Raw genomic sequence first — 21,491 nt, forward strand, 5'->3', positions numbered from 1 at the left:
GAAGGCAAAGGTAGTCAGCGACACAAGGAACCCCGCCCATGGCGGGGTTCTTTTTTGCCTGTAGAACAGGATGACCATCCGCCGGAAAATGACGTTTTTTTTATCTTTCGAAGGTCTTTCGCACTGCCCTCGAACAACCATCGACAGTTATTCAGCCATACTCCAGAATGTCGCGCTTTTTGGGAAATAGCCCGTTACAAAACGGCTTATCAACACTTTATTGAGTCTGCCAGCGTGAAAATCCGTCTTTCCATCCTGAGCCTATTTTTTGCAGTTACAGGGACTTTCATCACGCCCATTGCCAACGCTGGCGAAACCACCGCAGCGCCTCGCGATACTTCGCAACTCAAGCTTGCTTCCGGCAGCTCCTTGCTACTGGATATGCAGACCAACAAAGTCATCTTTGCCAGCAATCCGGACGTCGTCGTCCCCATCGCTTCGGTCAGCAAACTGATGACCGGGCTGGTCGTGGTTGAAGCCCGGCAGAACATGGACGAATTCATCAACATCGACATCAGCGACACGCCAGAAATGAAAGGCGTGTACTCCCGGGTAAAACTCAGGAGCGAACTGCCACGCCGGGAAATGCTGCTGATTGCCCTGATGTCCTCGGAAAATCGCGCCGCCGCCAGCCTCGCCCACCACTATCCAGGCGGCTATGCCGCGTTCATTGCTGCAATGAACGCCAAGGCCAGGGCCCTGGGCATGACCAATACGCATTTCGTCGAACCGACCGGTCTGTCCGCGCGAAACGTATCGACCGCGCGTGACCTGAGCAAACTGTTGATCGCCGCGCACAAATACCCGTTGCTGACCGAGCTGAGCACCACCAAAGAGAAAACCGTCACCTTCCGCAAACCCGTCTACAGCCTGGGTTTTCGCAATACCGACCATTTGGTTCGCAAGCCGGACTGGGACATCCAGCTGACCAAGACCGGTTTCACCAACGCAGCTGGGCACTGCCTGGTACTGGTGACCCGGATGAGCAACCGTCCGGTTGCCCTGGTGCTGCTTGACGCTTATGGCAAATATACCCACTTTGCCGATGCCGCGCGTATTCGCAACTGGGTCGAAACCGGCAAGAGCGCCGCCGTGGCTTCCGCCGCCTTGCAGTACAAATCGGACAAGAACCTCAAGCAGCGCCAGAGCGGCGTGTTAGAAGCTTCGAAGTAAGCAGAACCGCTGCAACAGGCAAGAGCCCCGATTATCCGGGGCTTTTTTTTGTCAGTGGTTAATCGTTCGGCAGCGGCATCTGGTCATCATCGGGAATGCCATCGCCTTTGCTTGGGTCGTGCCAGCCCTTGGGATGCTCGGTGGGCACCACCGTGGGCCGCGCCAGTGGATCGCGCATCGGACTGTCCGGATCCATCACCGGGTCCGTGTCCTGCTCGGGCGTGGTCGGTACGGTTTCCGGACGTTTGTCGTTGAAACTCGAATCGGTAGACATGCGCACCTCCATGGGAGCTAGGGTTTGAGATCGCCCAGTGGATCGTAGGGTTTCGCCGGAGCCTTGGAATCGTCATCCGGCTTCACATCCCTGGGTGCCTTGGCCGGCCCGATAGGATCGACCGCAGGGTCAGAAAGGTCCGGGGAGTCGGGATCGAACCCCAGCTCATCGCCAGACGAATGCTCGGACGAGTGAGGGCCGTCGGGGGTATTGGAATGGGCCATGGCGCCTCCTGGGGGGCCGGGAAAATCCGCGCCCTTTCATATAAGAGGCTGGCGATGAGCACAGGTGCCGGGCGGGTGACGAACGGGCTTACTGCGCACCCAGCGCTTTCTTCGCCTTGGCGGCAGCCTGTTCCTGGCCTGACTGGGCGAGATCGTTAGCTGCCTTCAGCCAACGTTGCTGATCGACCTGAGCGGGCAACTGGGTCGGGTTCTGGATCAACACCGCCCATCCACCGGCGTCCTTGAACGCCGACTCGAACGAGCCGAAGCTCATCATCAAGCGCTGATCCATGCCCGCGCGCAGCAAAACAGTCTGCTTCTGCCGGTTGTAGCCGGTCAGGATCGCGTAACGCGGCTCGGACCACAGCGCCGAGCCTTCGGTGAAGCGCACCATAACCGGGTAGCCGGCCGCGACCTGGGTCAGCAAGGCGGGCAGATTGCTGTCGAGGGGATAGACCACCATGCCGTATTCGCGGGCGAGGTTTTGCATGTTCTGTTGCAATTGGGCTTCGGCGCCCGGCAAACGCAACGGTTTGTCGAGGAGCCCCGGGGTAATCACGATGCCCTGCTGCGATAGCATGCTCGCCAGGACCTGCGGCCCGCTTTGATTCGCTACGCCCTTGTAGAACCGACCGCTGAGTTCGACCCGTTCCGGCAGGCGCTTGATCTGCGGCGATACGCTCCCCGCGCAGCCCGCCAGACTGGCGACGCACCCCACGATCAGCGCCGCCGATAGAATTCGAGACATTACTCGTACCATCATCACTCTCATGTTCAGTTGCCAGGCAATCGCATTCCCGGCTTGGCCGTCGATAATAGGACGCCGCGCCGCGGCGGTATAGCCTTAACCGGCAGTCGTTTGCATTCGATAGAGCAAACTGGTTGATGACAGGCGACCTTTGGTCAATAGCTTGAAACACGCCAGCGGCTAGACTGTCACTTGAATAGCGTGTGTGCCCGCTGCAGGGCAAAGAGGAGGCCTCGATGAGCCTGGCTATGACAATCGTAATGCTGATTTCCGGCTGGCTGGCGGTAGCCGCCGCCATGCTGTGGGGCGTCCTGCGCATTACCCGCCGGCACCATCACCCTGCCCAGCCGGCCCCCCTGGCGAAAACCGACAAAGGCGCTGCTCAACACGCAAACGCCCACTGAACGAACGCTTTGGGTCATGCATAAAAAAACGGCCGCCTGGACTCCAGGCGGCCGTTTCGTTTCAGCGAGGATCAAGCTTCAGCAGCAACCCGCTTCTGCCTTGCCCGCCGGGACATCATGTTCAACACCTCGATCGCTGCCGAGAACGCCATCGCGGCATAAACGTAGCCCTTCGGTACGTGGGCGCCAAACCCTTCGGCGATCAGCGTCATGCCGATCATGATCAGGAAGCCCAGGGCCAACATCACGACCGTCGGGTTGTCATTGATGAACTTGGCCAGGGGATCCGCCGCCAGCAACATCACCAGCACCGACACCACCACGGCAATGATCATGATCGGCAAATGTTCGGTCATGCCGACAGCAGTAATGATGCTGTCGATGGAGAACACCATGTCCAGCATCAGGATCTGGCCGATCGCCGCGGCAAAGCCCAGGGTCACGGTCGAAGTCGCCGACTTCGGATCTTCCGGCGCCGGATCCATGCTGTGATGGATCTCGGTGGTGGCTTTCCATAACAGGAACAGGCCGCCGGCGACCAGGATCATGTCCTTCCAGGAAAACGCATGGCCAAGAATCTCGATCACCGGCGCCGTCAACTGAACGATGAACGCGATGGTGCTGAGCAAGCCCAAGCGCAGGATCAGCGCCATGCCGATACCGATGCGCCGCGCCTTCTGCCGATGCTGCTCGGGCAGTTTGTTGGTCAGGATCGAAATGAAGATGAGGTTATCGATGCCGAGCACGATTTCCATCACTACCAGGGTGGCCAGGGCGACCCAGGCGGTGGGGCTGGCGGCTAGCTGTAAAAGGTATTCCATGGGTCAGTCCTGACTCGCTGTAAGACGGTTTAGATTTCCTGGGAGGAAGATGCGGATTTTTCCGCCTCTTTTTCCGATGATTCTTTTTTGCTGATCAGTCCGCCGGTGGCATCGCTGAGCGCTTGCTCGGCGGCTTTGTGAGTGTCGTCGATTGCCTGCTTCGCGCTTTCGGCCGCCTTGCCCATCAACTGCTGGGCGCTTTTTTCGGCCTGGTCACAACCGGCCAGAATCAGTAAAGACGTGATCAGCAGTGCCGTCGCTTTAAGCTTCATGTGATTTTCCTCGATATAACAAACGCGGCCGAAACGATGGCCCGTTGATAGCGAGGGATTCTAGGGAAATGAACACTTCAGGAAAATTCGTTTTTTTAGCGGTTATACTTCGGTTTTAACGAACTGTTGATTCCCATGCTCAACTATCGACAATTGCATTACTTCTGGGTGGTGGCCAAGACAGGCAGCATCGTGCGCGCCTGCGAGCAACTGAACCTGACACCCCAAACCATCAGCGGGCAGATATCGCTGCTCGAACAAACCTATGGCATTGAGTTGTTCCGCCGGGTTGGCCGGCAGCTTGAGCTGACGGAGGCCGGGCGGCAAACACTGCCCTACGCCGAGCAAATGTTTCAGTTGGGAGGTGAACTGGAATTGATGTTGCGGGCTCAGCCCAACGAACAACAGATCCTCTTTCGCGTAGGCGTGGCCGACGTGGTGCCCAAGTCCATCGTCTATCGCCTGATCGCGCCGACCATGGAATTGAATGAGCCACTGCGCATCACCTGCCGCGAAGACAAGCTTGAGCGGTTGCTGGCCGACCTGGCCATCCAGCGTCTGGACCTGGTGATATCCGACAGCCCGATGCCCTCGCACCTGGACATCAAGGGCTATAGCCAGAAACTCGGCGAATGCGGGATCAGTTTCTTTGCCACCGCCGAACTTGCCGAGCGTTACGGCCAGGACTTTCCCCGCAGCCTGCACGGCGCACCCTTGCTGATTCCCGGACCGGAGACCGTGGTGCGTAGCCGTCTGCAACGCTGGTTCGCCGAGCAGCAGATCCAGCCGCAGATCGTCGGTGAATTCGACGACAGCGCCTTGATGCAGGCTTTCGGCCAATCCGGCAGCGGGATTTTCATCGGCCCGAGCGTGATCGCCGACGAAGTGAAACGCCAATACGGCGTGCAAGTGATTGGCCAGACCGACGCGGTGAGCGAGTCGTTCTACGCCATTTCGGTGGAGCGCAAGGTCAAGCACCCTGGCATTGTCGCCATTACCGAAGGTGCCCGACGCGAGTTGTTTACCGAACTGTGAAGCCTCAGGCGCAGATTTCCCGGGGCTTGAACGTCATCAGGGCAATCGCCAGCAGGACCGAGGCGAGGATAAGCGCGGCCGCCGCGAAGCCAAGACCCTGCAGCCCTACGCTGTCGATCACCGAACCGCCGATCATCGCACCCAGGCCAATACCCAGGTTGGCGCCGGCAATGTTCAGCGAAGCGGCGAACGCTGGCGCTTCCGGCGCGGCTTTCATCAAGCGCACGTGACTGACCAGGAACATCGCCGCCTGGGTCACGCCCCAGATGCCCATCGCCGCCGCCAGGCCGAGGGGCGAGTGGATGTTTGGCACCAGGGCCACCAGTCCGGCAATCATCAACGCACAGAACATCATTGACGCCATCAGCGGGTGACGATCCACCGCACGCCCGCCCAGCGAGTTGCCGATCAAGCCGACCGCACCGAAGCCCATCAGGCACCAGCCGACCACGGTGCCGTTGAACCCGGCCAGGCGCTCGAGGATGTCGGCCAGGTAGGTGTAGGCCGTGAACATGCCGCTGAACACCACCACCGACAGCAGCACATGCCCCAGCATCAGCGGGCTGCGCAGGATCTTGAACTGCGAAAGGAAGCTCACTTGATGCTGGTGCAGGTTGGTTTTCGGCAGGTAGATAAACAGCAGCAGCGCCTTGGCAAAGGCAATGACCGCCAGGATGGCGAACGCACTGCGCCAGCCGAACGCGTCGGAAATCAACGTACCCACGGGAATGCCGAACACCGTGGCACAGACAATGCCGAAGCCGATCTTGGCGATGGCGCGGCCGGCGTACTCCGGCCCGACGATGTCCACTGCGGTCTCGCTGGCCAGCGCCCAGAACACCGGCAACCCCAGCGCCGGGATCAACCGGGCAAACGCCATCACCCAGATGTTCGGCGCCAGCGCCGCCAGGGTATTGGCCAGGCCGAACAGGATCAGTACCGAGATAAACAGCTTGCGTCGCTCGAAGCGGGCGAAATACGCCGTGAGGAACGGCCCGAAGGCGGCAACGGTGAAGGCGAACAGGGTAACCAGCAGGCCGGCTTGCGGGATGCTGACGTCCAGATCACGGGCGATGGCCGGCAACAGGCCGACGATGACGAATTCCGTGGTCAGCACCGTGAACCCGGCGGCAGACAACAGAAGAATGGGCAACAGCATGCACAACTCCAGAAAACGACGACGCCAGCGATAGCCCGAAGGCCCACTGGCAGACATGAAAATGAGGATGACGAATATTAACAGAGTGATAACGGATGCGGTTGCACGAACCTGCATATCGGGTTGAACAGCCGGGCGGCAGTTCGTCACAGGCCTGAAGGATCCTGCCTACGCTGTGATAAAGTCCGCGCCCTGAAAAATGTACACCCAATTGCTCGACAAGACTTGCCCTCCCGGTTTCCCGACTGCAGCCTGCCTCGCTTGTTGCTGCAACCGGGAATCCATGCACTTATAAAAATCCGAGATGCCGTTTTATGACTGCTTCATCCCCTTCTCTCTTGCAACGCCTGAAACGCCTGAGCCTGGTCACGCAAATCGTGATCGGCCTGATTGCCGGTATTGCCCTGGCCTTGATCGCGCCTGAAACTGCCAAGTCCACGGCGTTTATCGGCAAAGTCTTCGTCAGCGCCCTGAAAGCAGTGGCGCCGATCCTCGTGTTCGTGCTGGTCATGGCATCGATCGCCAACCACAAGCACGGCCAGGAAACCCACATCCGGCCGATTCTGTTCCTGTACCTGCTAGGGACTTTCGCTGCTGCCGTGGTCGCTGTGGTTGCCAGCATGATGTTCCCGTCCAGCCTGGTGCTGTCGACCCAGGACGTGGCGGTGACCGCACCGGGCGGTATCGGTGAAGTGCTGCAAAGCCTGCTGCTGAGCGTGGTCGACAACCCGGTCAGCGCACTGATGAACGCCAACTTCATCGGCATCCTGGCGTGGGCCATCGGCATGGGTATCGCCATTCGCCATGCCGGCAATACCACCCGCGAAGTGCTGGGCGACCTGTCCAATGGCGTGACCGTGATCGTGCGGCTGGTGATCAGCTTCGCGCCGCTGGGGATCTTTGGCCTGGTGGCCTCGACCCTGGCCACCTCCGGCTTCGGCGCCTTGATCGGCTATGCGCATCTGCTGGCCGTGCTGCTGGGCTGCATGCTGTTCGTCGCGCTGGTGATGAACCCACTCATCGTGTTCTGGAAACTGCGCCGCAATCCGTATCCACTGGTACTGACCTGCCTGCGCGAGAGCGGCATCACCGCGTTCTTCACCCGCAGTTCGGCGGCGAACATTCCGGTCAACCTGGAACTGAGCAAGCGTCTGGGCCTGCACGAAGACACCTACTCGGTGTCGATCCCGCTGGGTGCCACCATCAACATGGCCGGTGCGGCGATCACCATCACCGTGCTGACCCTGGCGGCCGTTCACACCCTGGGCATCGCCGTGGACATTCCGACCGCCATTCTGCTGAGCGTCGTTGCTGCCATCTGCGCCTGTGGCGCTTCGGGCGTGGCCGGTGGTTCGCTGTTGCTGATCCCGCTGGCGTGCAGCCTGTTCGGCATTCCGAGCGAAATCGCCATGCAGGTGGTGGCGGTCGGTTTCATCATCGGCGTGTTGCAGGACTCGGCGGAAACCGCGCTGAATTCGTCCACCGATGTGCTGTTCACCGCGGCGGCTTGCCTGGGTGAAGAAGAAAAAGCAGCACGATTGGCCTAATCCAAATCCCCTGTGGGAGCGAGCCTGCTCGCTCCCACAGGGGGCCGCGGTGAAAATGAAAAATGCGTACATATGAAAAAGCCTCCGCAACCCAAGGCTGCGGAGGCTTTTTTGTACCTGGACGGTTTAGAACGCGCCCATGTAGTCGCGCTTGCCCACTTCCACGCCGTTGTGACGCAGCAGCGCGTAGGCGGTGGTGACGTGGAAGAAGAACTGCGGCAGGCCGTAGGTCAGCAGGTAAGCCTGGCCGGAGAAGCGCTTCTCTTTCGGCGTGCCTGGACGGGTCACGATCTCGATGCCTTCCTTGCCGTTGATCTGTTCTGGGGTGAACTCGCCGATGTAGGCCAAAACCTTGGCGATCAGCGCTTGCAACTCGGCGAAGGTGGTTTCGGTGTCGTCGTATTTCGGCAATTCAACTTCAGCCAGGCGGGAAGTAACGCCCTTGGCGAAATCAACGGCGATCTGCACCTGGCGCACCAGCGGGAACATGTCCGGGTACAGGCGCGCTTGCAGGAAAGCGTTCGGGTCGATGTTTTTCTCGGTGGCGTGGGCCTCAGCCTTTTTCAGCACACCGCTCAGGGCGTTGAGCATTTGCTGGAAAACAGGCACGGAAGCGTCGTACAGGGAAATAGTCATGGCAGTCTCGTGTGATGACAGGAGGAAAACGTCGGCCGATTATAGCCGTGCGCAGCCCTCCCGGGACCGCTCTTTTTTATCGGCTCCAACGCGGTTCCCTGGGCATGCCCAAGGCACGCTCGGCGATGATGTTGCGCTGGATTTCGTTGCTGCCGCCGTAGAGGGTGTCGGCGCGGCTGAACAGGTACAGCGACTGCAGGCGGGTCAGTTGATAAGGCGCGGCGTCGAGCAATTCCGCCTCGGCGCCGAGCACGTCCATCGCCAACTTGCCGAGGCTGGCATGCCAGGTCGACCAGAACAGCTTGTAGATGGTCGCCTCCTTGCGCAGCGAACCGTCCTGGCTCCCCGAGAGCATGCGCAGCGAGTTGTAGCGCATGATCCGCAGCCCGCTCCAGGCCTCGGCCAGGCGTTGGCGCAGGATCGGATCGCGGGCGGCGCCATTGGCCTTGGCGATGGCGATGATTTCGTTGAGTTCGTTCTGGAATTGCATCTGCTGGCCGAGGGTCGACACGCCCCGCTCGAAACCCAGCAGCGCCATGGCGATCTTCCAGCCTTCGCCTGGCGCACCGATGATGTTGGAGGCGTCGGTGCGGGCATCGTCAAAGAACACTTCGTTGAATTCCGAGGTGCCAGTGAGTTGCTCGATGGGCCGTACGGTTATTTCTGTCTGCGCCATGGGCACCAGCAGGAACGACAAACCGCGATGGCCGACGCTGCCCGGTTCGGTGCGAGCGATCACAAAGCACCAGTCCGACTCATGGGCCAGCGAGGTCCAGACTTTCTGGCCGTTGATCACCCAACTGCCGCTGGCTTCGTCCAACGTCGCGCGGGTCTTGACGTTGGCCAGGTCGGAACCGGCGCCCGGCTCGGAATAGCCCTGGCACCAGAAACTCGTGCCACTGACGATCCCCGGCAGAAAACGCTGTTGCTGCTCAAGCGTGCCAAATGCGGCGATGGTCGGCCCGGCGAGGCCTTCGCCGATATGCCCCATACGCCCAGGGCCACCGGCGCGGGCGTATTCTTCGTTGAAGATCACCTGTTGGGTGATCGACAGGCCGCGCCCGCCATGCTGCGGCGCCCAGCCGACGCAGGTCCAGCCGCCTTCGGCGAGCTTGCGCTCCCAGGCTTTGCGCTCTTCGGGAAACATGTGCTCATCGCCCGGGCCACCGCGAAAACGCAGCGGCTCGAATTCCCCGCACAGGTTGTTGCTCATCCAGTCGGCGACTTCCTGGCGAAAGCGCTCGTCCTGCTCGCTGAAACTGATTTTCATGGCTGCTCTCCGAGGATCACCGAAGCAATGCGCTCGCGATGCCAGGCCGGTAGCCCGAGGAAGCTCTCGCTGGCACGGGCGCGCTTGAAGTAGAGGTGCGGGTCGTATTCCCAGGTGAAACCGACACCGCCGTGCAACTGGATCGATTCGGATGCACAGTGGAAAAAGGTTTCCGAGCACTGCGCCTTGGCCAACGCTGCCGCCAGTGGCAGTTCGGACGCGACCTGCGGATCGCCCTGCGGATCGAGGACTTCCTGGGCCACGCACGCCGCGTAATAGCTGGCGGACCGCGCGCATTCGACTTGCAGCATCATGTCGGCGGCGCAGTGCTTGAGTGCCTGGAAACTGGCAATGGGGCGGCCGAACTGCTGACGCTCCTGCATGTAGGCCACGCTGAGGTCGAGCACCTGCTGCGCGCCGCCGGTCTGCTCGGCTGCCAGGCCGATGCAGGCCAGTTGCAGGACCCGCTCCAGGTGCCGCCAGCCGTTGCCGAGTTCTCCCAGCAGGCAGTCGGCTTCGAGGTACAGGCCCTTGAGTTCGATGCGTGCCTGGCGCCGGGTCTGGTCCATGGTCGCCAGCAGGTGCCGCTTGATACCTGCCCGCACGGCATCAACGGCGAACAGGCTGATGCCCGCTTCGCCGGCCGTTCCGGGCTGCCGTGCGGCAATGATCAACAGGTCGGCGCCGTGCCCATCGAGTACATGCTTGAGGGTGCCGTCGAGGATAAAGCCATCGCCTTCGACCACTACCGTTGCCTGTACATCGTCGGCTGACCAGCCGTTGGCGCTGCTGAAGCCCAGGGTCGCGGTCACGCTGCCGTCGGCGATCGACGGCAGCCAGCGCTGCTTCTGCTCATCATTGGCGGCCAGCAACAGTGCAGGCGTGGCCATGCAGGTGGTGGCGAAAAAAGGCGAGCACAGCAAACGCCGGCCCATCTGTTCCAGCAAGATTGCCAGCTCGACAAAGCCGAGGCCCAAGCCTCCATAGGTTTCGGGAATATGAATGGCCGGCCAGTACATTTCCTGGCACAGACGCTGCCAGAGGGCCTCATCGAACCCCCGTTCGCTGACCATTGCCGCGCGCACGGCGGCCGAATCCGATACATCGGCGAGGAAACCCTCGGCCGACTCGCGGATCATTTCCTGTTCGTCGCTGAATGCAAACTCCATCGCGGCGCCTTCTGCTCGTTTGGCGGGGCGCGCGTGGCGCAACACCCCTTTGAGCATGAAGTTTGGCGCCGCCCGGACGCGACTGAATCGTCAGCCTTGCCTAGTCCGAACGGGCGATGTCAAAGTGCACCTACGCAAGTGAAAAACATGAATCGGCTAAGGATGCAGAACCATGAGCACTGAGCAAGAGACGACTTTCGACGAGCCGCGGCTCAACAGTACGGAAATCCGCATTCTGGGTTCGTTGATCGAGAAACAGGCCACCAGCCCGGAAACCTATCCCCTGACCCTCAATGCCCTGGTGATTGCCTGCAACCAGAAAACCAGCCGCGAGCCGGTAATGAACCTCACCCAGGGCCAGGTCGGCCAAAGCCTGCGCGCCCTCGAAGGACGCGGATTCACCCGACTGGTGATGGGCAGCCGTGCCGATCGCTGGGAGCACAAGGTCGACAAGGCACTGGAACTGGTGCCCGCGCAGGTGATCCTGACCGGCCTGTTGTTTTTAAGGGGACCGCAGACGGTCAACGAACTGCTGACCCGCAGCGGGCGCATGCATGATTTCGAGGATGCCGAGCAGGTGGTGCATCAGCTCGAACGCCTGATTGCCCGCGGCCTGGCAGTGCTGATTGCGCGCCAGTCCGGCCAGCGTGAAGATCGTTATACCCACGCGCTGGGTGATCCGGCGGATATCGAAGCGATTCTCGCTGCCCGTCAGAATGCGCCGGAGCGTGGTGCTGGCGGCGCGGTGTCGGTTGAGCGAATCGAAGAGCTGGAAGCCCGGATTGCCGCGTTGGAAGAGCGCTTGGCGCGTCTCGAATAAAAGCCGGGCGGCCTTTGCATCAGTAGACAAGGCTGCTGCGAGCAAACTCCACGGCCTTTTGAAACTGCTCATCGGTCGGGCGCACGCCGGTATAGAGCACAAACTGCTCCAGTGCCTGGATCGCGATCACTTCGAGCCCGGTGATGACATGTTTGCCCTCGGCACGAGCGCGCAGGATCAGCGGGGTTTCCGAAGGAACCGCGACCACATCGAAGACGATATCCGCAGCCTCGATGGCTTTGGCGTCGAACGCCAGCTGGTCGGCTTGCGGACCGGTCATGCCGATGGGCGTGACGTTGATGAGCATTTGCGGGCGCCGGTCGCCCAGCTCGGCTTGCCAGGAGTAGCCCAGTGACTTGGCCAACGCCTGGCCGGTTCGCTCGTTGCGGGCCACGATCAGGCCGTTGTGGTATCCGCCGTCGCGCAAGGCGCTGGCCACGGCCTTGGCCATGCCGCCACTGCCAAGCAGGGCAAACGTGGTGTCACTGGACACCTGGTGGGTCTGCAGCAACTGGGCAATGGCAATGTAGTCGGTGTTGAACGCCTTGAGATGCCCGTCGGTATTGACGATGGTGTTGATCGACTGAATGGCCGCGGCGGAAGGGTCCAGCTCATCGACCAAGGCAATGCAGGCTTCCTTGAACGGCATCGATACGCCGCAACCGCGAATACCCAGGGCGCGGATGCCGCCGACGGCCCCCGGCAAATCCTGGCTGGAAAACGCCTTGTAGTAGAAATTCAGCCCCAGTTGCTCATACAGATGATTGTGAAATCGCAGGCCAAAGTTCCCGGGCCGTCCGGAGAGGGACATGCACAGCTGGGTGTCTCTGTTGGGGTTCATCTGCATGTGAATCTCCTTGTATTGCATTTTCGGATGGACGGGATTAGCCGGTCCATCGAGTTCTGATCAATCATGGTCGCATGCCTTGGTCGACGCCGCGCGAGCGTAAGTTCGCCGACACAGACCTTACACAAAATTTACCTGGTGGCTGTGCTGATTTTCAAAAAAAAGCTGTCTTAGGAGTATCCCCGCGACATTCCTTGAGTCTATTGCAGACGCAAGCGCCGGGGCGAAGAACCGAGGAGTCATCATGATCCGTAGAATCCCCACAGTGGCCTTGCTGATCGGCGCCCTGGCTGTCGCAGGGCAAGCAGAGGCACATGGCGGCGGTGGCGGCTGGGAAGGTCCGGCGGTATTTGGCGCAATCGTCGGCTCGGCCATCGTTGGCTCGGCAATCATCAACAGTAACCGTCCCGTGTATGTGACGCCGCAACCGGTCTACGCCCAGCCGGTTTACGCCCAACCGCAGCCGGTATACATGGCGCCACCGCCACCGGTTTACTACCAGCCAGCACCGGTGTATGTGGGCCAACCCATCTACTATCGCCCGGCGCCGGTCTATTACGGCCCACCCCGTGGCTACTACGGCCCGCCTCGCGGCTATTACGGCCCTCCCCACGGACACGGCCGCTGGTAATCGAAGATTCGCAGGCGCTCGTTCGCGCCTGCGAACTGCCGTTCGTCGTCGCAGGTCTGGAAAAATCCTGTCAGTGTCGCTATCGGGACAGTGTCGACTGTCGATGTTGGCAAGATTAAGTGCGGACCTGTCCAACAACAGCAGGTCGATAACAACAAGGACGAGCTTATGCCCACGCAAAACCCGCATCGCATCAATGGCCTGTGCACTTCCAGCAAGGTCTACAACGCCCTGACCGAACTCAAGCACCTGGAAGGCCATCGCAGCGCCAAGTTCCTTTCGCTGCTGGCGCAGAACCTGGTGCGCAAAGGCCTGCTCAACGAGCAGGAAGTGGTCCATATGCTCGATCAGGTGGTCGACTGAGCGCCAGCCGGCCCGCTGACCTCACTGGCATCAATGACCACTATTGAAAGCGTTGATTGTTCCTCGAAGCGCCCGGACCGTAAGGTGACTCCACAGATTGATGGAGGTCCTTATGATGTCTCAAGTACAAATCATGTCCGTTATCGGCAGCGCCGTTCCCGCACCGCTCAGGGCGCTTGGCTTGCTCGCCTGCTGGTACCTGGTCCAGGACGGCGAACAGATCAGCGGCCCGCTCACCTCGCTTCCCGACGCCCAGGCGCTGTCCCAGCGACTCGGCATGGGACAGGCTGGCAAGCTCAGCGCCTAAGGCAGCTGGACCCGCGGCTTGGTCTCGATGAAAATGGCCCAGCTCGACATGAACAGGGCCGCGATCAACGGGCCGATGACAAAACCGTTGAGCCCGAACATCGCCAGGCCACCCAGAGTCGAGATCAGGATCATGTAGTCCGGCATCTTCGTGTCCTTGCCCACCAGGATCGGTCGCAGCACGTTATCCACCAGGCCTATCACGAATATCCCGAACAACCCCAGTACCACGCCCTGCCAGATAGCGCCGGTGAGCAGGAAAAATGCCGCTACGGGCGCCCAGACAATTCCCGCCCCGACCGCCGGCAACAGCGACAGAAACGCCATCAACACCGCCCAGACCAGTGCGCTGGGAATGTCCAGGAACCAGAAGATCAAACCGCCTAATGCACCCTGGGTCATCGCCACGAGCAGATTGCCCTTCACCGTGGCCCGCACCACGCGGTTGAACTTGAGCTGCAGACGGCGCTTCTGGTGTTCCTCCAGCGGCACGGCCATGCGCACCTTGCGCGCCAGTTCGGCTCCGTCGCGCAGGAAGAAAAACAGCAGGTAGAGCATGATGAAAAAGCTGACGACGAACTCGAACGTGCCCTGGCCAAGAATGAACACCCGATTCGTCACCTCGCCACCCGCCATCGCGCTCTTGACGATCTTCTCCCGTAGCCCATTCAGCTCACCCACGCCGAACCGGTCGAGCAAATGCTGGAAATACGGCGGCAGGCTGTGCTTGAACTGCGTCACATAGCCGGCAATGTCCAGCTCACCGCTTTCGACGCTCTTGTACAGCGCCGCGCCTTCCTGAACCAGCAGCATGCTGATGATGATCACGGGCAGGATCGCGATCACCAGGCAGATGCTCAAGGTACACAGCGAAGTCAGGTTGCGCTGCCAGCCGAACTTGAGTTGCAACCGGCGCTGCATCGGCGCAAAGACAATCCCCAGGATCACCGCCCAGAACACCGCACCGTAGAACGGCAGCAGGATCCAGATGAACGCAATGCTCACCAACACCAGCAAAACCGCCAGCGATTTATCTTTCAGCGTCTCTTCGTTCATGTCCGATCCAGGTCAGTCCACCGGCACGCAACGTTGCGCCCTGATGGTTAGGCCACTACGGCGCGCGCGAGTGCCGTGCGCTTGGTGAAAAAGCATGGCAAGGGAGGTGTCGAAGAGATCAGTCGTCAAATTCCAGGCAAAAAAAAGGGGAGCACATGCCCCCCCGAGGTTTAAAGCGTTGTATCGCGGCTGTTAACTCAGCCTTCGATCTCGATCAGGATCTCGCCCGGGTTCACCCGGTCGCCCTTGGCCACGTGGATGGCGGTGACTTTGCCGGCGATGGCCGCCTGGACTTCGGTTTCCATCTTCATCGCTTCGGTGATCAACACAGCCTGGCCCGCCTTGACGGTGTCGCCCTCCTTGACCAGCACATCAACGATGTTGCCTGGCATGGTGGTGCTGACGTGGCCCGGGGCCGACGCCTGCTTGCGTTTGCTGCTGCCACCGCCGACGAATTCATTGAGCGGTTCGAACACCACTTCTTCCGGCATGCCGTCGATGGACAGGTAGAAGTGACGCTTGCCTTCGGCCTTGACGCCGACACCGGTGATGTCGACGCGGTAGGTTTCGCCGTGGACGTCGATGACGAACTCGGTTGGCACGCCTTCACCGCCGGCCGAGGCGACGCCACCGGCTTCAGGAATCGGCAACAGCACTTCAGGGGTCAAGGTGCCCGCTGCGCGCTCTTCGAGGAACTTGCGCCCGATGTCCGGGAACATGGCGTAGGTCAGCACGTCTTCTTCAGACTTGGCCAGGGCACCGATATCGGCACGCAGCTTGGCCATTTCCGGCTTGAGCAGGTCGGCTGGACGAACGTCGATCACTTCTTCGCTGCCAATGGCCTGGCGACGCAGTTGCTCGTTCACAGGCGCCGGCGCCTTGCCGTAGCCGCCTTGCAGGTACAGCTTCACTTCGTTGGTGATGGTCTTGTAGCGCTCGCCGGCCAACACGTTGAAGAACGCCTGGGTGCCGACGATCTGCGAAGTCGGGGTCACCAGTGGCGGGAAACCGAGGTCTTCGCGAACGCGCGGAATCTCTGCCAGCACTTCGCTCATGCGGTTCAGGGCGCCCTGCTCTTTCAACTGGTTGGCCAGGTTGGAAATCATCCCGCCCGGTACCTGGTTGACTTGAACACGGGTGTCGACGGCGGTGAATTCGCTTTCGAACTGGTGGTACTTCTTGCGCACGGCGTAGAAGTACAGGCCGATCTCTTGCAGCAGTTCCAGGTTCAGGCCAGTGTCGAACTCGGTGCCCTTGAGCGCAGCAACCATCGACTCGGTGCCCGGGTGGCTGGTGCCCGAGGCGAAGCTGGAGATCGCGGTGTCGATGTGGTCGGCGCCGTTTTCGATAGCCTTGAGCTGGCACATGGTGGCCAGACCGGCGGTGTCATGGGAGTGAATGAACACAGGCAGCGACTGTTCGGCTTTCAACGCCCGCACCAGTTCGCCGGTGGCGTACGGGGTCAACAGGCCGGCCATGTCCTTGATCGCCACCGAGTCGCAACCCATGGCTTCCATTTGCTTGGCTTGGGCCACGAACGCGTCGATGGTGTGCACCGGGCTGGTGGTGTAGGCGATGGTGCCCTGGGCATGCTTGCCGGCAGCTTTCACCGCTTCGATGGCCACGCGCAGGTTACGCACGTCGTTCATGGCGTCGAAGATGCGGAACACGTCGATGCCGTTGACCGCTGCCTTGGCGACAAAGGCCTTGACCACGTCGTCGCTGTAGTGGCGGTAGCCCAGCAGGTTCTGGCCGCGCAGGAGCATTTGCAGGCGTGTGTTAGGCAGTGCGGCGCGCAGTTGGCGCAGACGCTCCCACGGGTCTTCCTTGAGGAAACGTACGCAGGCGTCGAACGTCGCGCCGCCCCAGCATTCCAGCGACCAGTAGCCAACCTTGTCGAGCTTGTCGCAGATCGGCAGCATGTCTTCGGTGCGCATGCGGGTCGCGAGCAGCGATTGGTGGGCGTCGCGCAGGATGGTGTCGGTTACATGAATCTTCTTGCTCATTGTTCTATTCCTCACAGGCCTGCGTGGGCGGCGATGGCGGCGGCGATGGCCAGGGCCAGCTCTTCGGGTTTGCGCTTGATCGAGTAGTTGGTCAGTTCAGGGTGGCTTTCGACGAAGCTGGTGTTGAACTGGCCGCTACGGAATTCCGGGTTACGCAGGATTTCCTGGTAGTACGCGGCAGTGGTCTTGACGCCTTGCACACGCATGTCGTCCAGTGCGCGCAAGCCACGGTCCATCGCTTCTTCCCAGGTCAGCGCCCAGACCACCAGTTTCAGGCACATGGAGTCGTAGAACGGTGGAATGGTGTAGCCGGTGTAGATCGCCGTGTCGGTCCGCACGCCCGGACCGCCGGGTGCGTAGTAACGGGTGATCTTGCCAAAGCTGGGCAGGAAGTTGTTTTTCGGGTCTTCGGCGTTGATCCGGAATTGCAGCGCGAAACCGCGGTGCTGGATGTCTTCCTGCTTCACCGAGAGCGGCAGGCCGGACGCAATGCGGATCTGCTCGCGGACGATGTCGATGCCGGTGATTTCCTCGGTGATGGTGTGTTCCACCTGCACCCGGGTGTTCATTTCCATGAAGTACACCTCGCCCTCGGCGAGCAGGAACTCCACGGTACCGGCGTTCTCGTAACCCACGGCCTTGGCTGCACGCACCGACAGGTCGCCGATGTAGGCGCGCTGTTCCGGGGTCAGTTGCGGGCTCGGGGCGATTTCGATGAGCTTCTGGTTGCGGCGCTGGATCGAGCAATCACGCTCGAACAGGTGCACCACGTTGCCAAAGCTGTCACCGAGGATCTGCGCTTCGATGTGCTTGGGGTTGACGATGCACTTTTCCAGGAACACTTCCGCGGAACCGAACGCCTTGGTGGCTTCGGAAATGACGCGCGGGAATGCCTGTTCAAGTTCTTCACGGCTGTTGCAGCGACGGATACCGCGACCGCCACCACCGGAAGTGGCCTTGAGCATGACCGGGTAACCAATGCGGTCGCCTTCGGTCAGCGCTTCTTCGATACCGGCGACGTTGCCTTCGGTTCCCGGGGTGACCGGAACACCTGCCTTGATCATGCTGCGGCGGGCTTCGGTCTTGTCGCCCATGCGGCGAATGACTTCAGCCGATGGACCGATGAATTTGATCCCGCGTTCGGCGCAGATATCTGCCAGTTCGGCGTTTTCCGACAGGAAACCGTAGCCTGGGTGCAAGGCATCGCAACCGGTTTCCACAGCCAGGTTCACCAGCTTGCGCGGGTTCAGGTAACCGGCCAGTGGCTCGGCACCAATACTGTGGGCCTCATCCGCACGCTTGACATGCAGGGCATGGCGATCGGCGTCGGAATAGATCGCGACCGAGCGAATGCCCATTTCGGCACAAGCGCGTACGATTCGTACGGCAATCTCACCACGGTTGGCGATCAGGATCTTTTTTATCACTTGGAGTTTCCCTTGATCCGGTGGTACCCACGACCTGCTTGACAGGTCGACGCGTGACCAAATGTTTCAGTTTGGTCGCAACGCCACACTAGCGCTCACAAGGGATTAACAAAAATGAATAATTATTGGGTCGTGCATAAGTAAAGACTTATAGTTGACGCATCAGCCCGTGGCCAGAGTGTCCAGAAAATGCGTAAGTCCTTGATGCGTATGACATTGCGTCAATTGCAAATCTTCAACGAAGTCTGCGACCTGAGGTCCTACAGCCGCGCAGCCGACGAAATGTCTCTCACGCAACCGGCCGTCAGCCTACAGATTCGTCAACTTGAGGAGCTGGTGGGCCAGCCACTGTTCGATTATGTCGGCAAGAAACTCTACATGACCGAAGCGGCGGAAGCCCTGCAACGCGCGAGCCGGGACATCTTCGGACGGTTGGAAAACCTCGACATGCAGCTGTCGGACATGCAGGGCTCACTGCAGGGCCAACTGAAACTGGCGGTGGAATCCAGCGCCAAGTATTTCGTACCGCATCTATTTGCCGCCTTCAAGCGCCAGCATCCGGAAGTCAACCTGCAACTGACGGTGGTCAATCGCGCCCAGGTGATTCGGCGACTGTCGGACAACCGCGATGACCTGGTGATCATGTCCATGGTGCCCCAGGACATGGGGCTGGAGTTCCTGCCGTTCCTGAACAATCCGATCGTTGCGGTCGCACCGCCCGACCACCCGCTGTGCCATGTGGGACCATTGCGCCTGCAGGATCTTGAGCCCTACACCTTGCTGATGCGCGAGGTGGGGTCGGGAACGCGTCTGGCCTGCGAAGAGTACTTCAAGGAAAAGCGCGTGCACTTCAACCAGACCCAGGAGGTCTCTTCGGCCGAAGCCCAACGTGAATGCGTGCTGGCGGGTCTGGGCGTAGCACTGTTGACGCGCCACGCCCTGAACCTTGAATTGGCCACCGGCGGTTTGATCGAGTTGCCGATCGACGAACTGCCGCTCTACCGCAGCTGGTGTCTGGTACAGGCCAAGGCCAAACGCCTGTCACCGGTGGCTCACGCCTTCCTTGCGTTCATTCGTAGCGAAAGAATTCAGATCAGCGCGCTGGTTGAGCGCTTCGACGGGAAGCTGTCGGCGCCGCCTGCCAGTAATTGAGTTCCAGGTCGCCAGTAAAATCGGCAATCTCGGCGAGAAGCTGGCGTTGTTCGCAGCGATCTTCGATTGCACGACGAAACGCCATGCGGCGCTGGTCTTCCTGCTGACGACGGGTTTTGACGGCGCTGTTGCGTTCTTCGTAGGGCTGGGCCATTTCGAGTCTCCCAAGTCGAGTACGGGAGTTTCAAGATAAGCGCGGGGGATGACGGTTTGGCGGCGGGTCAGTTACAGACAGATGAACCCTGCAGGAGCTGGCTTGCCAGCGAGGCGCCCGAAAGACAAACGCATGCCTCAAGGACGCCTTCGCCGGCAAGCCGGGCGCCTACAAATCAGTCGTCCAGGGCTTTTACCGATTTTGGCGACAAACGCAAGCTGCGCAGGCTGCGCTTGACGCTCTTGAGGTGGTTGACCAGGCTCGGCCCGCGGGCCATGGCCACGCCCATGGCCAACACATCGATGACCACCAGGTGGGCGATACGCGAGGTCAGCGGCGTGTAGATTTCGGTGTCTTCGTGAACGTCGATGGCCAGGTTGACGGTCGACAGCTCGGCCAGAGGCGTCTGGCTCGGGCACAAGGTGATCAAGGAGGCGCCGCTCTCACGCACCAGGTTGGCGGTAATCAGCAAATCCTTGGAGCGACCGGACTGCGAGATGCAGATCGCCACGTCACTCGGCTTCAGGGTGACCGCCGACATCGCCTGCATATGCGGATCGGAATACGCCGCCGCCGTGAGCAGCAAACGGAAGAATTTGTGTTGCGCATCCGCCGCCACCGCTCCGGAAGCGCCGAAACCATAGAACTCCACGCGCTGGGCCTGGGACATGAGCGTCACCGCCCGCTGCAATTCCAGCGGATCGAGCTTTTCGCGGACCTCCATCAGCGTGTGCAGCGTGGTATCGAAAATCTTCAGGCTGTAGTCGGCGACCGAATCGTCCTCATGGATCGCGAACTGCCCAAAACTGGCCCCTGCCGCCAGGCTCTGGGCCAGCTTGAGCTTCAAGTCCTGGAAACCCGAGCAACCGATGGCGCGGCAAAAGCGCACGATGGTCGGCTCACTGATACCCACGCTGTGGGCCAGGTCGGCCATGGAACTGTGCATCACGGCCGCAGGATCAAGCAGAACGTGATCGGCAACCTTGAGTTCCGACTTGCGTAACAGGTGGCGAGACTGGGCGATGTGTTGCAGCAGATTCAAAGGGCTGGACTCTTTTTTATTTGGCAGGCGCCGGGGATGTAGCACGCTTGTAGTTATACTACATGAATCGTCTTTTTGCCTGCTGAATAAGTAACTGAATTGTCTTTGTCACACCCTGTTTTAGCGGTATGAGCCTTATGTAGCAGTAAATCCGGCCTTTGCCGCCAAGGATTTTTCGCGAAAAAAAAGCCCGCAGTGTGAGCGGGCGAAAGACCAAAGAAGCTATATGCGCAGTCGCTTCATTGATGAGCAAGCCGCTTGGGGGATCAGCTTCCTCGGTACGTTGAATAGCTGTAGGGCGAAATCAACAGCGGAACATGGTAGTGATCCTGCTCGGCAGAGATGCCAAAACGCAGCACCACTACATCCAGGAACGCAGGCGTAGGCAACTGCACGCCACGTGCGCGGTAGTAATCGCCTGCATGAAACTGCACCTGATAGACCCCGGTGCGGTAGTCATCGCCCTGCAGCAGCGGTGCATCGACACGGCCATCGCTGTTGGTTATCGCGCTGGCGACCAATTCCAGCTGCGAGCCTTCAACGCGGTACAACTCGACCTTGATCGAGCTGCCCGGGCAACCGTGTGCAGCGTCCAAAACGTGTGTAGTCAAACGTCCCATTGATTCTGCGCGCCTGCCTGCATGGAAGCAGCCAGACCTCGCGCCTCCCGAAGTCAGTTGAAAAGGAGACCGCACCGATTCGGAGCACGAAAAGCTGCGGCGAGCGACTGATTAAGACATTTTTCAAAAAAATTGTACACAATAAAAACGACATTTCGTCCGACACCGCCAACCCACAGGCTTTTGCCGTCGATTTTCCAGCGATCCTTGCGCTTGCGCTGCTTTCAAGCCGTTAGTTGACCAATCAGGCAAATTTCTTGCACGGGACGGGTAAGAGCAAGGAAACCGCAAGTCAGATGACCGCTGATGAAAAATGCAAAAAATCAGGCTTACAA

25 protein-coding genes are annotated in these 21,491 nt (G+C 60.2%); 9 read left to right on the top strand and 16 right to left on the bottom strand.

Annotated elements, in window-relative coordinates; all coding sequences use genetic code 11:
• Positions 1 to 234: 234 nt before the first annotated feature.
• Positions 235 to 1,173: a D-alanyl-D-alanine endopeptidase gene (gene pbpG, locus BKX96_RS22060; RefSeq protein WP_046817993.1), complete on the top strand. Its 939-nt coding sequence runs from the start codon at positions 235 to 237 to the stop codon at positions 1,171 to 1,173.
• A 58-nt stretch (positions 1,174 to 1,231) separates the two neighbouring features.
• Here the strand turns inward: pbpG and BKX96_RS22065 are convergent, their stop codons facing one another.
• From BKX96_RS22065 to BKX96_RS22075, 3 genes are all read right to left on the bottom strand, one after another.
• Positions 1,232 to 1,447 (bottom strand): hypothetical protein, encoded by a 216-nt coding sequence (locus BKX96_RS22065; RefSeq protein ID WP_046817992.1) that lies wholly within the window; start codon positions 1,445 to 1,447, stop codon positions 1,232 to 1,234.
• A gap of 17 nt (positions 1,448 to 1,464) precedes the next feature.
• A complete protein-coding gene (locus BKX96_RS22070; RefSeq protein WP_046817991.1) occupies positions 1,465 to 1,671 on the bottom strand; it encodes a DUF6021 family protein in 207 nt (68 codons plus the stop codon).
• Positions 1,672 to 1,759: 88 nt separating this feature from the next.
• A complete protein-coding gene (locus BKX96_RS22075; protein WP_077185480.1) occupies positions 1,760 to 2,488 on the bottom strand; it encodes a peptidase C39 family protein in 729 nt (242 codons plus the stop codon).
• A 179-nt stretch (positions 2,489 to 2,667) separates the two neighbouring features.
• Between BKX96_RS22075 and BKX96_RS32905 the strand changes: the two genes are divergently transcribed.
• Positions 2,668 to 2,823, top strand: coding sequence for a hypothetical protein (locus BKX96_RS32905; RefSeq protein ID WP_162488914.1), 156 nt, complete (start codon positions 2,668 to 2,670; stop codon positions 2,821 to 2,823).
• A gap of 71 nt (positions 2,824 to 2,894) precedes the next feature.
• Here the strand turns inward: BKX96_RS32905 and BKX96_RS22085 are convergent, their stop codons facing one another.
• Together BKX96_RS22085 and BKX96_RS22090 are read right to left on the bottom strand one after the other, a co-directional pair.
• The gene (locus tag BKX96_RS22085) at positions 2,895 to 3,644 is read right to left on the bottom strand and encodes a TerC family protein (protein WP_046817989.1); all 750 of its coding nucleotides are present in this window, start codon (positions 3,642 to 3,644) and stop codon (positions 2,895 to 2,897) included.
• A 29-nt stretch (positions 3,645 to 3,673) separates the two neighbouring features.
• Entirely contained in the window at positions 3,674 to 3,916 is a 243-nt protein-coding gene (locus BKX96_RS22090; RefSeq protein ID WP_046817988.1) for a hypothetical protein, read from the bottom strand.
• A gap of 135 nt (positions 3,917 to 4,051) precedes the next feature.
• On the opposite strand from BKX96_RS22090, the gene nhaR reads away from it, so the two are divergent.
• Complete coding sequence (gene nhaR, locus BKX96_RS22095; RefSeq protein ID WP_077185482.1) at positions 4,052 to 4,951, top strand: transcriptional activator NhaR; 900 nt, start codon at positions 4,052 to 4,054, stop codon at positions 4,949 to 4,951.
• A 4-nt stretch (positions 4,952 to 4,955) separates the two neighbouring features.
• On the opposite strand, the gene BKX96_RS22100 is transcribed toward nhaR, so the two are convergent.
• The gene (locus tag BKX96_RS22100; RefSeq protein ID WP_046817986.1) at positions 4,956 to 6,110 is read right to left on the bottom strand and encodes an MFS transporter; all 1,155 of its coding nucleotides are present in this window, start codon (positions 6,108 to 6,110) and stop codon (positions 4,956 to 4,958) included.
• Between the two features lie 314 nt (positions 6,111 to 6,424).
• On the opposite strand from BKX96_RS22100, the gene sstT reads away from it, so the two are divergent.
• A complete protein-coding gene (gene sstT, locus BKX96_RS22105) occupies positions 6,425 to 7,657 on the top strand; it encodes a serine/threonine transporter SstT (protein WP_046817985.1) in 1,233 nt (410 codons plus the stop codon).
• A gap of 126 nt (positions 7,658 to 7,783) precedes the next feature.
• Here the strand turns inward: sstT and BKX96_RS22110 are convergent, their stop codons facing one another.
• The 3 genes from BKX96_RS22110 to BKX96_RS22120 all read right to left on the bottom strand — a co-directional run bounded on the left by BKX96_RS22110 (position 7,784) and on the right by BKX96_RS22120 (position 10,732).
• Complete coding sequence (locus tag BKX96_RS22110; RefSeq protein ID WP_046817984.1) at positions 7,784 to 8,293, bottom strand: DUF1993 domain-containing protein; 510 nt, start codon at positions 8,291 to 8,293, stop codon at positions 7,784 to 7,786.
• 76 nt (positions 8,294 to 8,369) lie between these two features.
• Positions 8,370 to 9,563 (bottom strand): acyl-CoA dehydrogenase family protein, encoded by a 1,194-nt coding sequence (locus BKX96_RS22115; protein WP_077185483.1) that lies wholly within the window; start codon positions 9,561 to 9,563, stop codon positions 8,370 to 8,372.
• Positions 9,560 to 10,732, bottom strand: a complete 1,173-nt coding sequence (locus BKX96_RS22120; RefSeq protein ID WP_077185484.1) for an acyl-CoA dehydrogenase family protein — start codon at positions 10,730 to 10,732, stop codon at positions 9,560 to 9,562. Before BKX96_RS22120 ends, BKX96_RS22115 begins: the two co-directional genes overlap by 4 nt.
• A 172-nt stretch (positions 10,733 to 10,904) precedes the next feature.
• On the opposite strand from BKX96_RS22120, the gene BKX96_RS22125 reads away from it, so the two are divergent.
• Entirely contained in the window at positions 10,905 to 11,552 is a 648-nt protein-coding gene (locus BKX96_RS22125) for a YceH family protein (RefSeq protein ID WP_077185485.1), read from the top strand.
• Positions 11,553 to 11,571: 19 nt separating this feature from the next.
• Here BKX96_RS22125 and BKX96_RS22130 read toward each other — a convergent pair whose 3' ends face one another.
• A complete protein-coding gene (locus tag BKX96_RS22130) occupies positions 11,572 to 12,399 on the bottom strand; it encodes a shikimate 5-dehydrogenase (RefSeq protein ID WP_077185486.1) in 828 nt (275 codons plus the stop codon).
• A 244-nt stretch (positions 12,400 to 12,643) separates the two neighbouring features.
• Between BKX96_RS22130 and BKX96_RS22135 the strand changes: the two genes are divergently transcribed.
• The 3 genes from BKX96_RS22135 (at position 12,644) to BKX96_RS22145 (ending at position 13,700) form a co-directional block, all read left to right on the top strand.
• A complete protein-coding gene (locus tag BKX96_RS22135) occupies positions 12,644 to 13,030 on the top strand; it encodes a hypothetical protein (RefSeq protein ID WP_046817979.1) in 387 nt (128 codons plus the stop codon).
• A 168-nt stretch (positions 13,031 to 13,198) separates the two neighbouring features.
• Complete coding sequence (locus tag BKX96_RS22140; RefSeq protein WP_046817978.1) at positions 13,199 to 13,393, top strand: hypothetical protein; 195 nt, start codon at positions 13,199 to 13,201, stop codon at positions 13,391 to 13,393.
• A 115-nt stretch (positions 13,394 to 13,508) separates the two neighbouring features.
• Positions 13,509 to 13,700: a hypothetical protein gene (locus BKX96_RS22145; protein ID WP_046818011.1), complete on the top strand. Its 192-nt coding sequence runs from the start codon at positions 13,509 to 13,511 to the stop codon at positions 13,698 to 13,700.
• Here the strand turns inward: BKX96_RS22145 and BKX96_RS22150 are convergent.
• The 3 genes from BKX96_RS22150 to BKX96_RS22160 all read right to left on the bottom strand — a co-directional run bounded on the left by BKX96_RS22150 (position 13,697) and on the right by BKX96_RS22160 (position 18,188).
• Complete coding sequence (locus BKX96_RS22150) at positions 13,697 to 14,755, bottom strand: AI-2E family transporter (RefSeq protein ID WP_077185487.1); 1,059 nt, start codon at positions 14,753 to 14,755, stop codon at positions 13,697 to 13,699. The genes BKX96_RS22145 and BKX96_RS22150 overlap by 4 nt on opposite strands.
• Before the next feature lie 197 nt (positions 14,756 to 14,952).
• Positions 14,953 to 16,761, bottom strand: coding sequence for a sodium-extruding oxaloacetate decarboxylase subunit alpha (oadA, locus tag BKX96_RS22155; protein ID WP_046817976.1), 1,809 nt, complete (start codon positions 16,759 to 16,761; stop codon positions 14,953 to 14,955).
• Between the two features lie 11 nt (positions 16,762 to 16,772).
• Positions 16,773 to 18,188 carry an acetyl-CoA carboxylase biotin carboxylase subunit gene (locus BKX96_RS22160; protein ID WP_046817975.1) on the bottom strand — a complete coding sequence of 472 codons (1,416 nt, stop codon included), beginning with the start codon at positions 18,186 to 18,188 and terminating at the stop codon, positions 16,773 to 16,775.
• Between the two features lie 189 nt (positions 18,189 to 18,377).
• Here BKX96_RS22160 and BKX96_RS22165 point away from each other — a divergent pair, with 189 nt between their 5' ends.
• Positions 18,378 to 19,340: a LysR family transcriptional regulator gene (locus BKX96_RS22165; RefSeq protein ID WP_077185488.1), complete on the top strand. Its 963-nt coding sequence runs from the start codon at positions 18,378 to 18,380 to the stop codon at positions 19,338 to 19,340.
• Here the strand turns inward: BKX96_RS22165 and BKX96_RS22170 are convergent.
• The 3 genes from BKX96_RS22170 to uraH all read right to left on the bottom strand — a co-directional run bounded on the left by BKX96_RS22170 (position 19,282) and on the right by uraH (position 21,156).
• Positions 19,282 to 19,494, bottom strand: coding sequence for a PA3496 family putative envelope integrity protein (locus tag BKX96_RS22170; protein WP_046817973.1), 213 nt, complete (start codon positions 19,492 to 19,494; stop codon positions 19,282 to 19,284). The genes BKX96_RS22165 and BKX96_RS22170 overlap by 59 nt on opposite strands.
• A gap of 175 nt (positions 19,495 to 19,669) precedes the next feature.
• Complete coding sequence (gene hexR, locus BKX96_RS22175) at positions 19,670 to 20,536, bottom strand: transcriptional regulator HexR (RefSeq protein WP_008056956.1); 867 nt, start codon at positions 20,534 to 20,536, stop codon at positions 19,670 to 19,672.
• A gap of 266 nt (positions 20,537 to 20,802) precedes the next feature.
• On the bottom strand, positions 20,803 to 21,156 hold the full coding sequence (gene uraH / locus BKX96_RS22180; protein ID WP_017339772.1) for a hydroxyisourate hydrolase: 354 nt from the start codon (positions 21,154 to 21,156) through the stop codon (positions 20,803 to 20,805).
• Between the last annotated feature and the right edge of the window lie 335 nt (positions 21,157 to 21,491).

This window comes from Pseudomonas putida (genome assembly GCF_001976065.1).
Taxonomy (GTDB): domain Bacteria; phylum Pseudomonadota; class Gammaproteobacteria; order Pseudomonadales; family Pseudomonadaceae; genus Aquipseudomonas; species Aquipseudomonas serbica.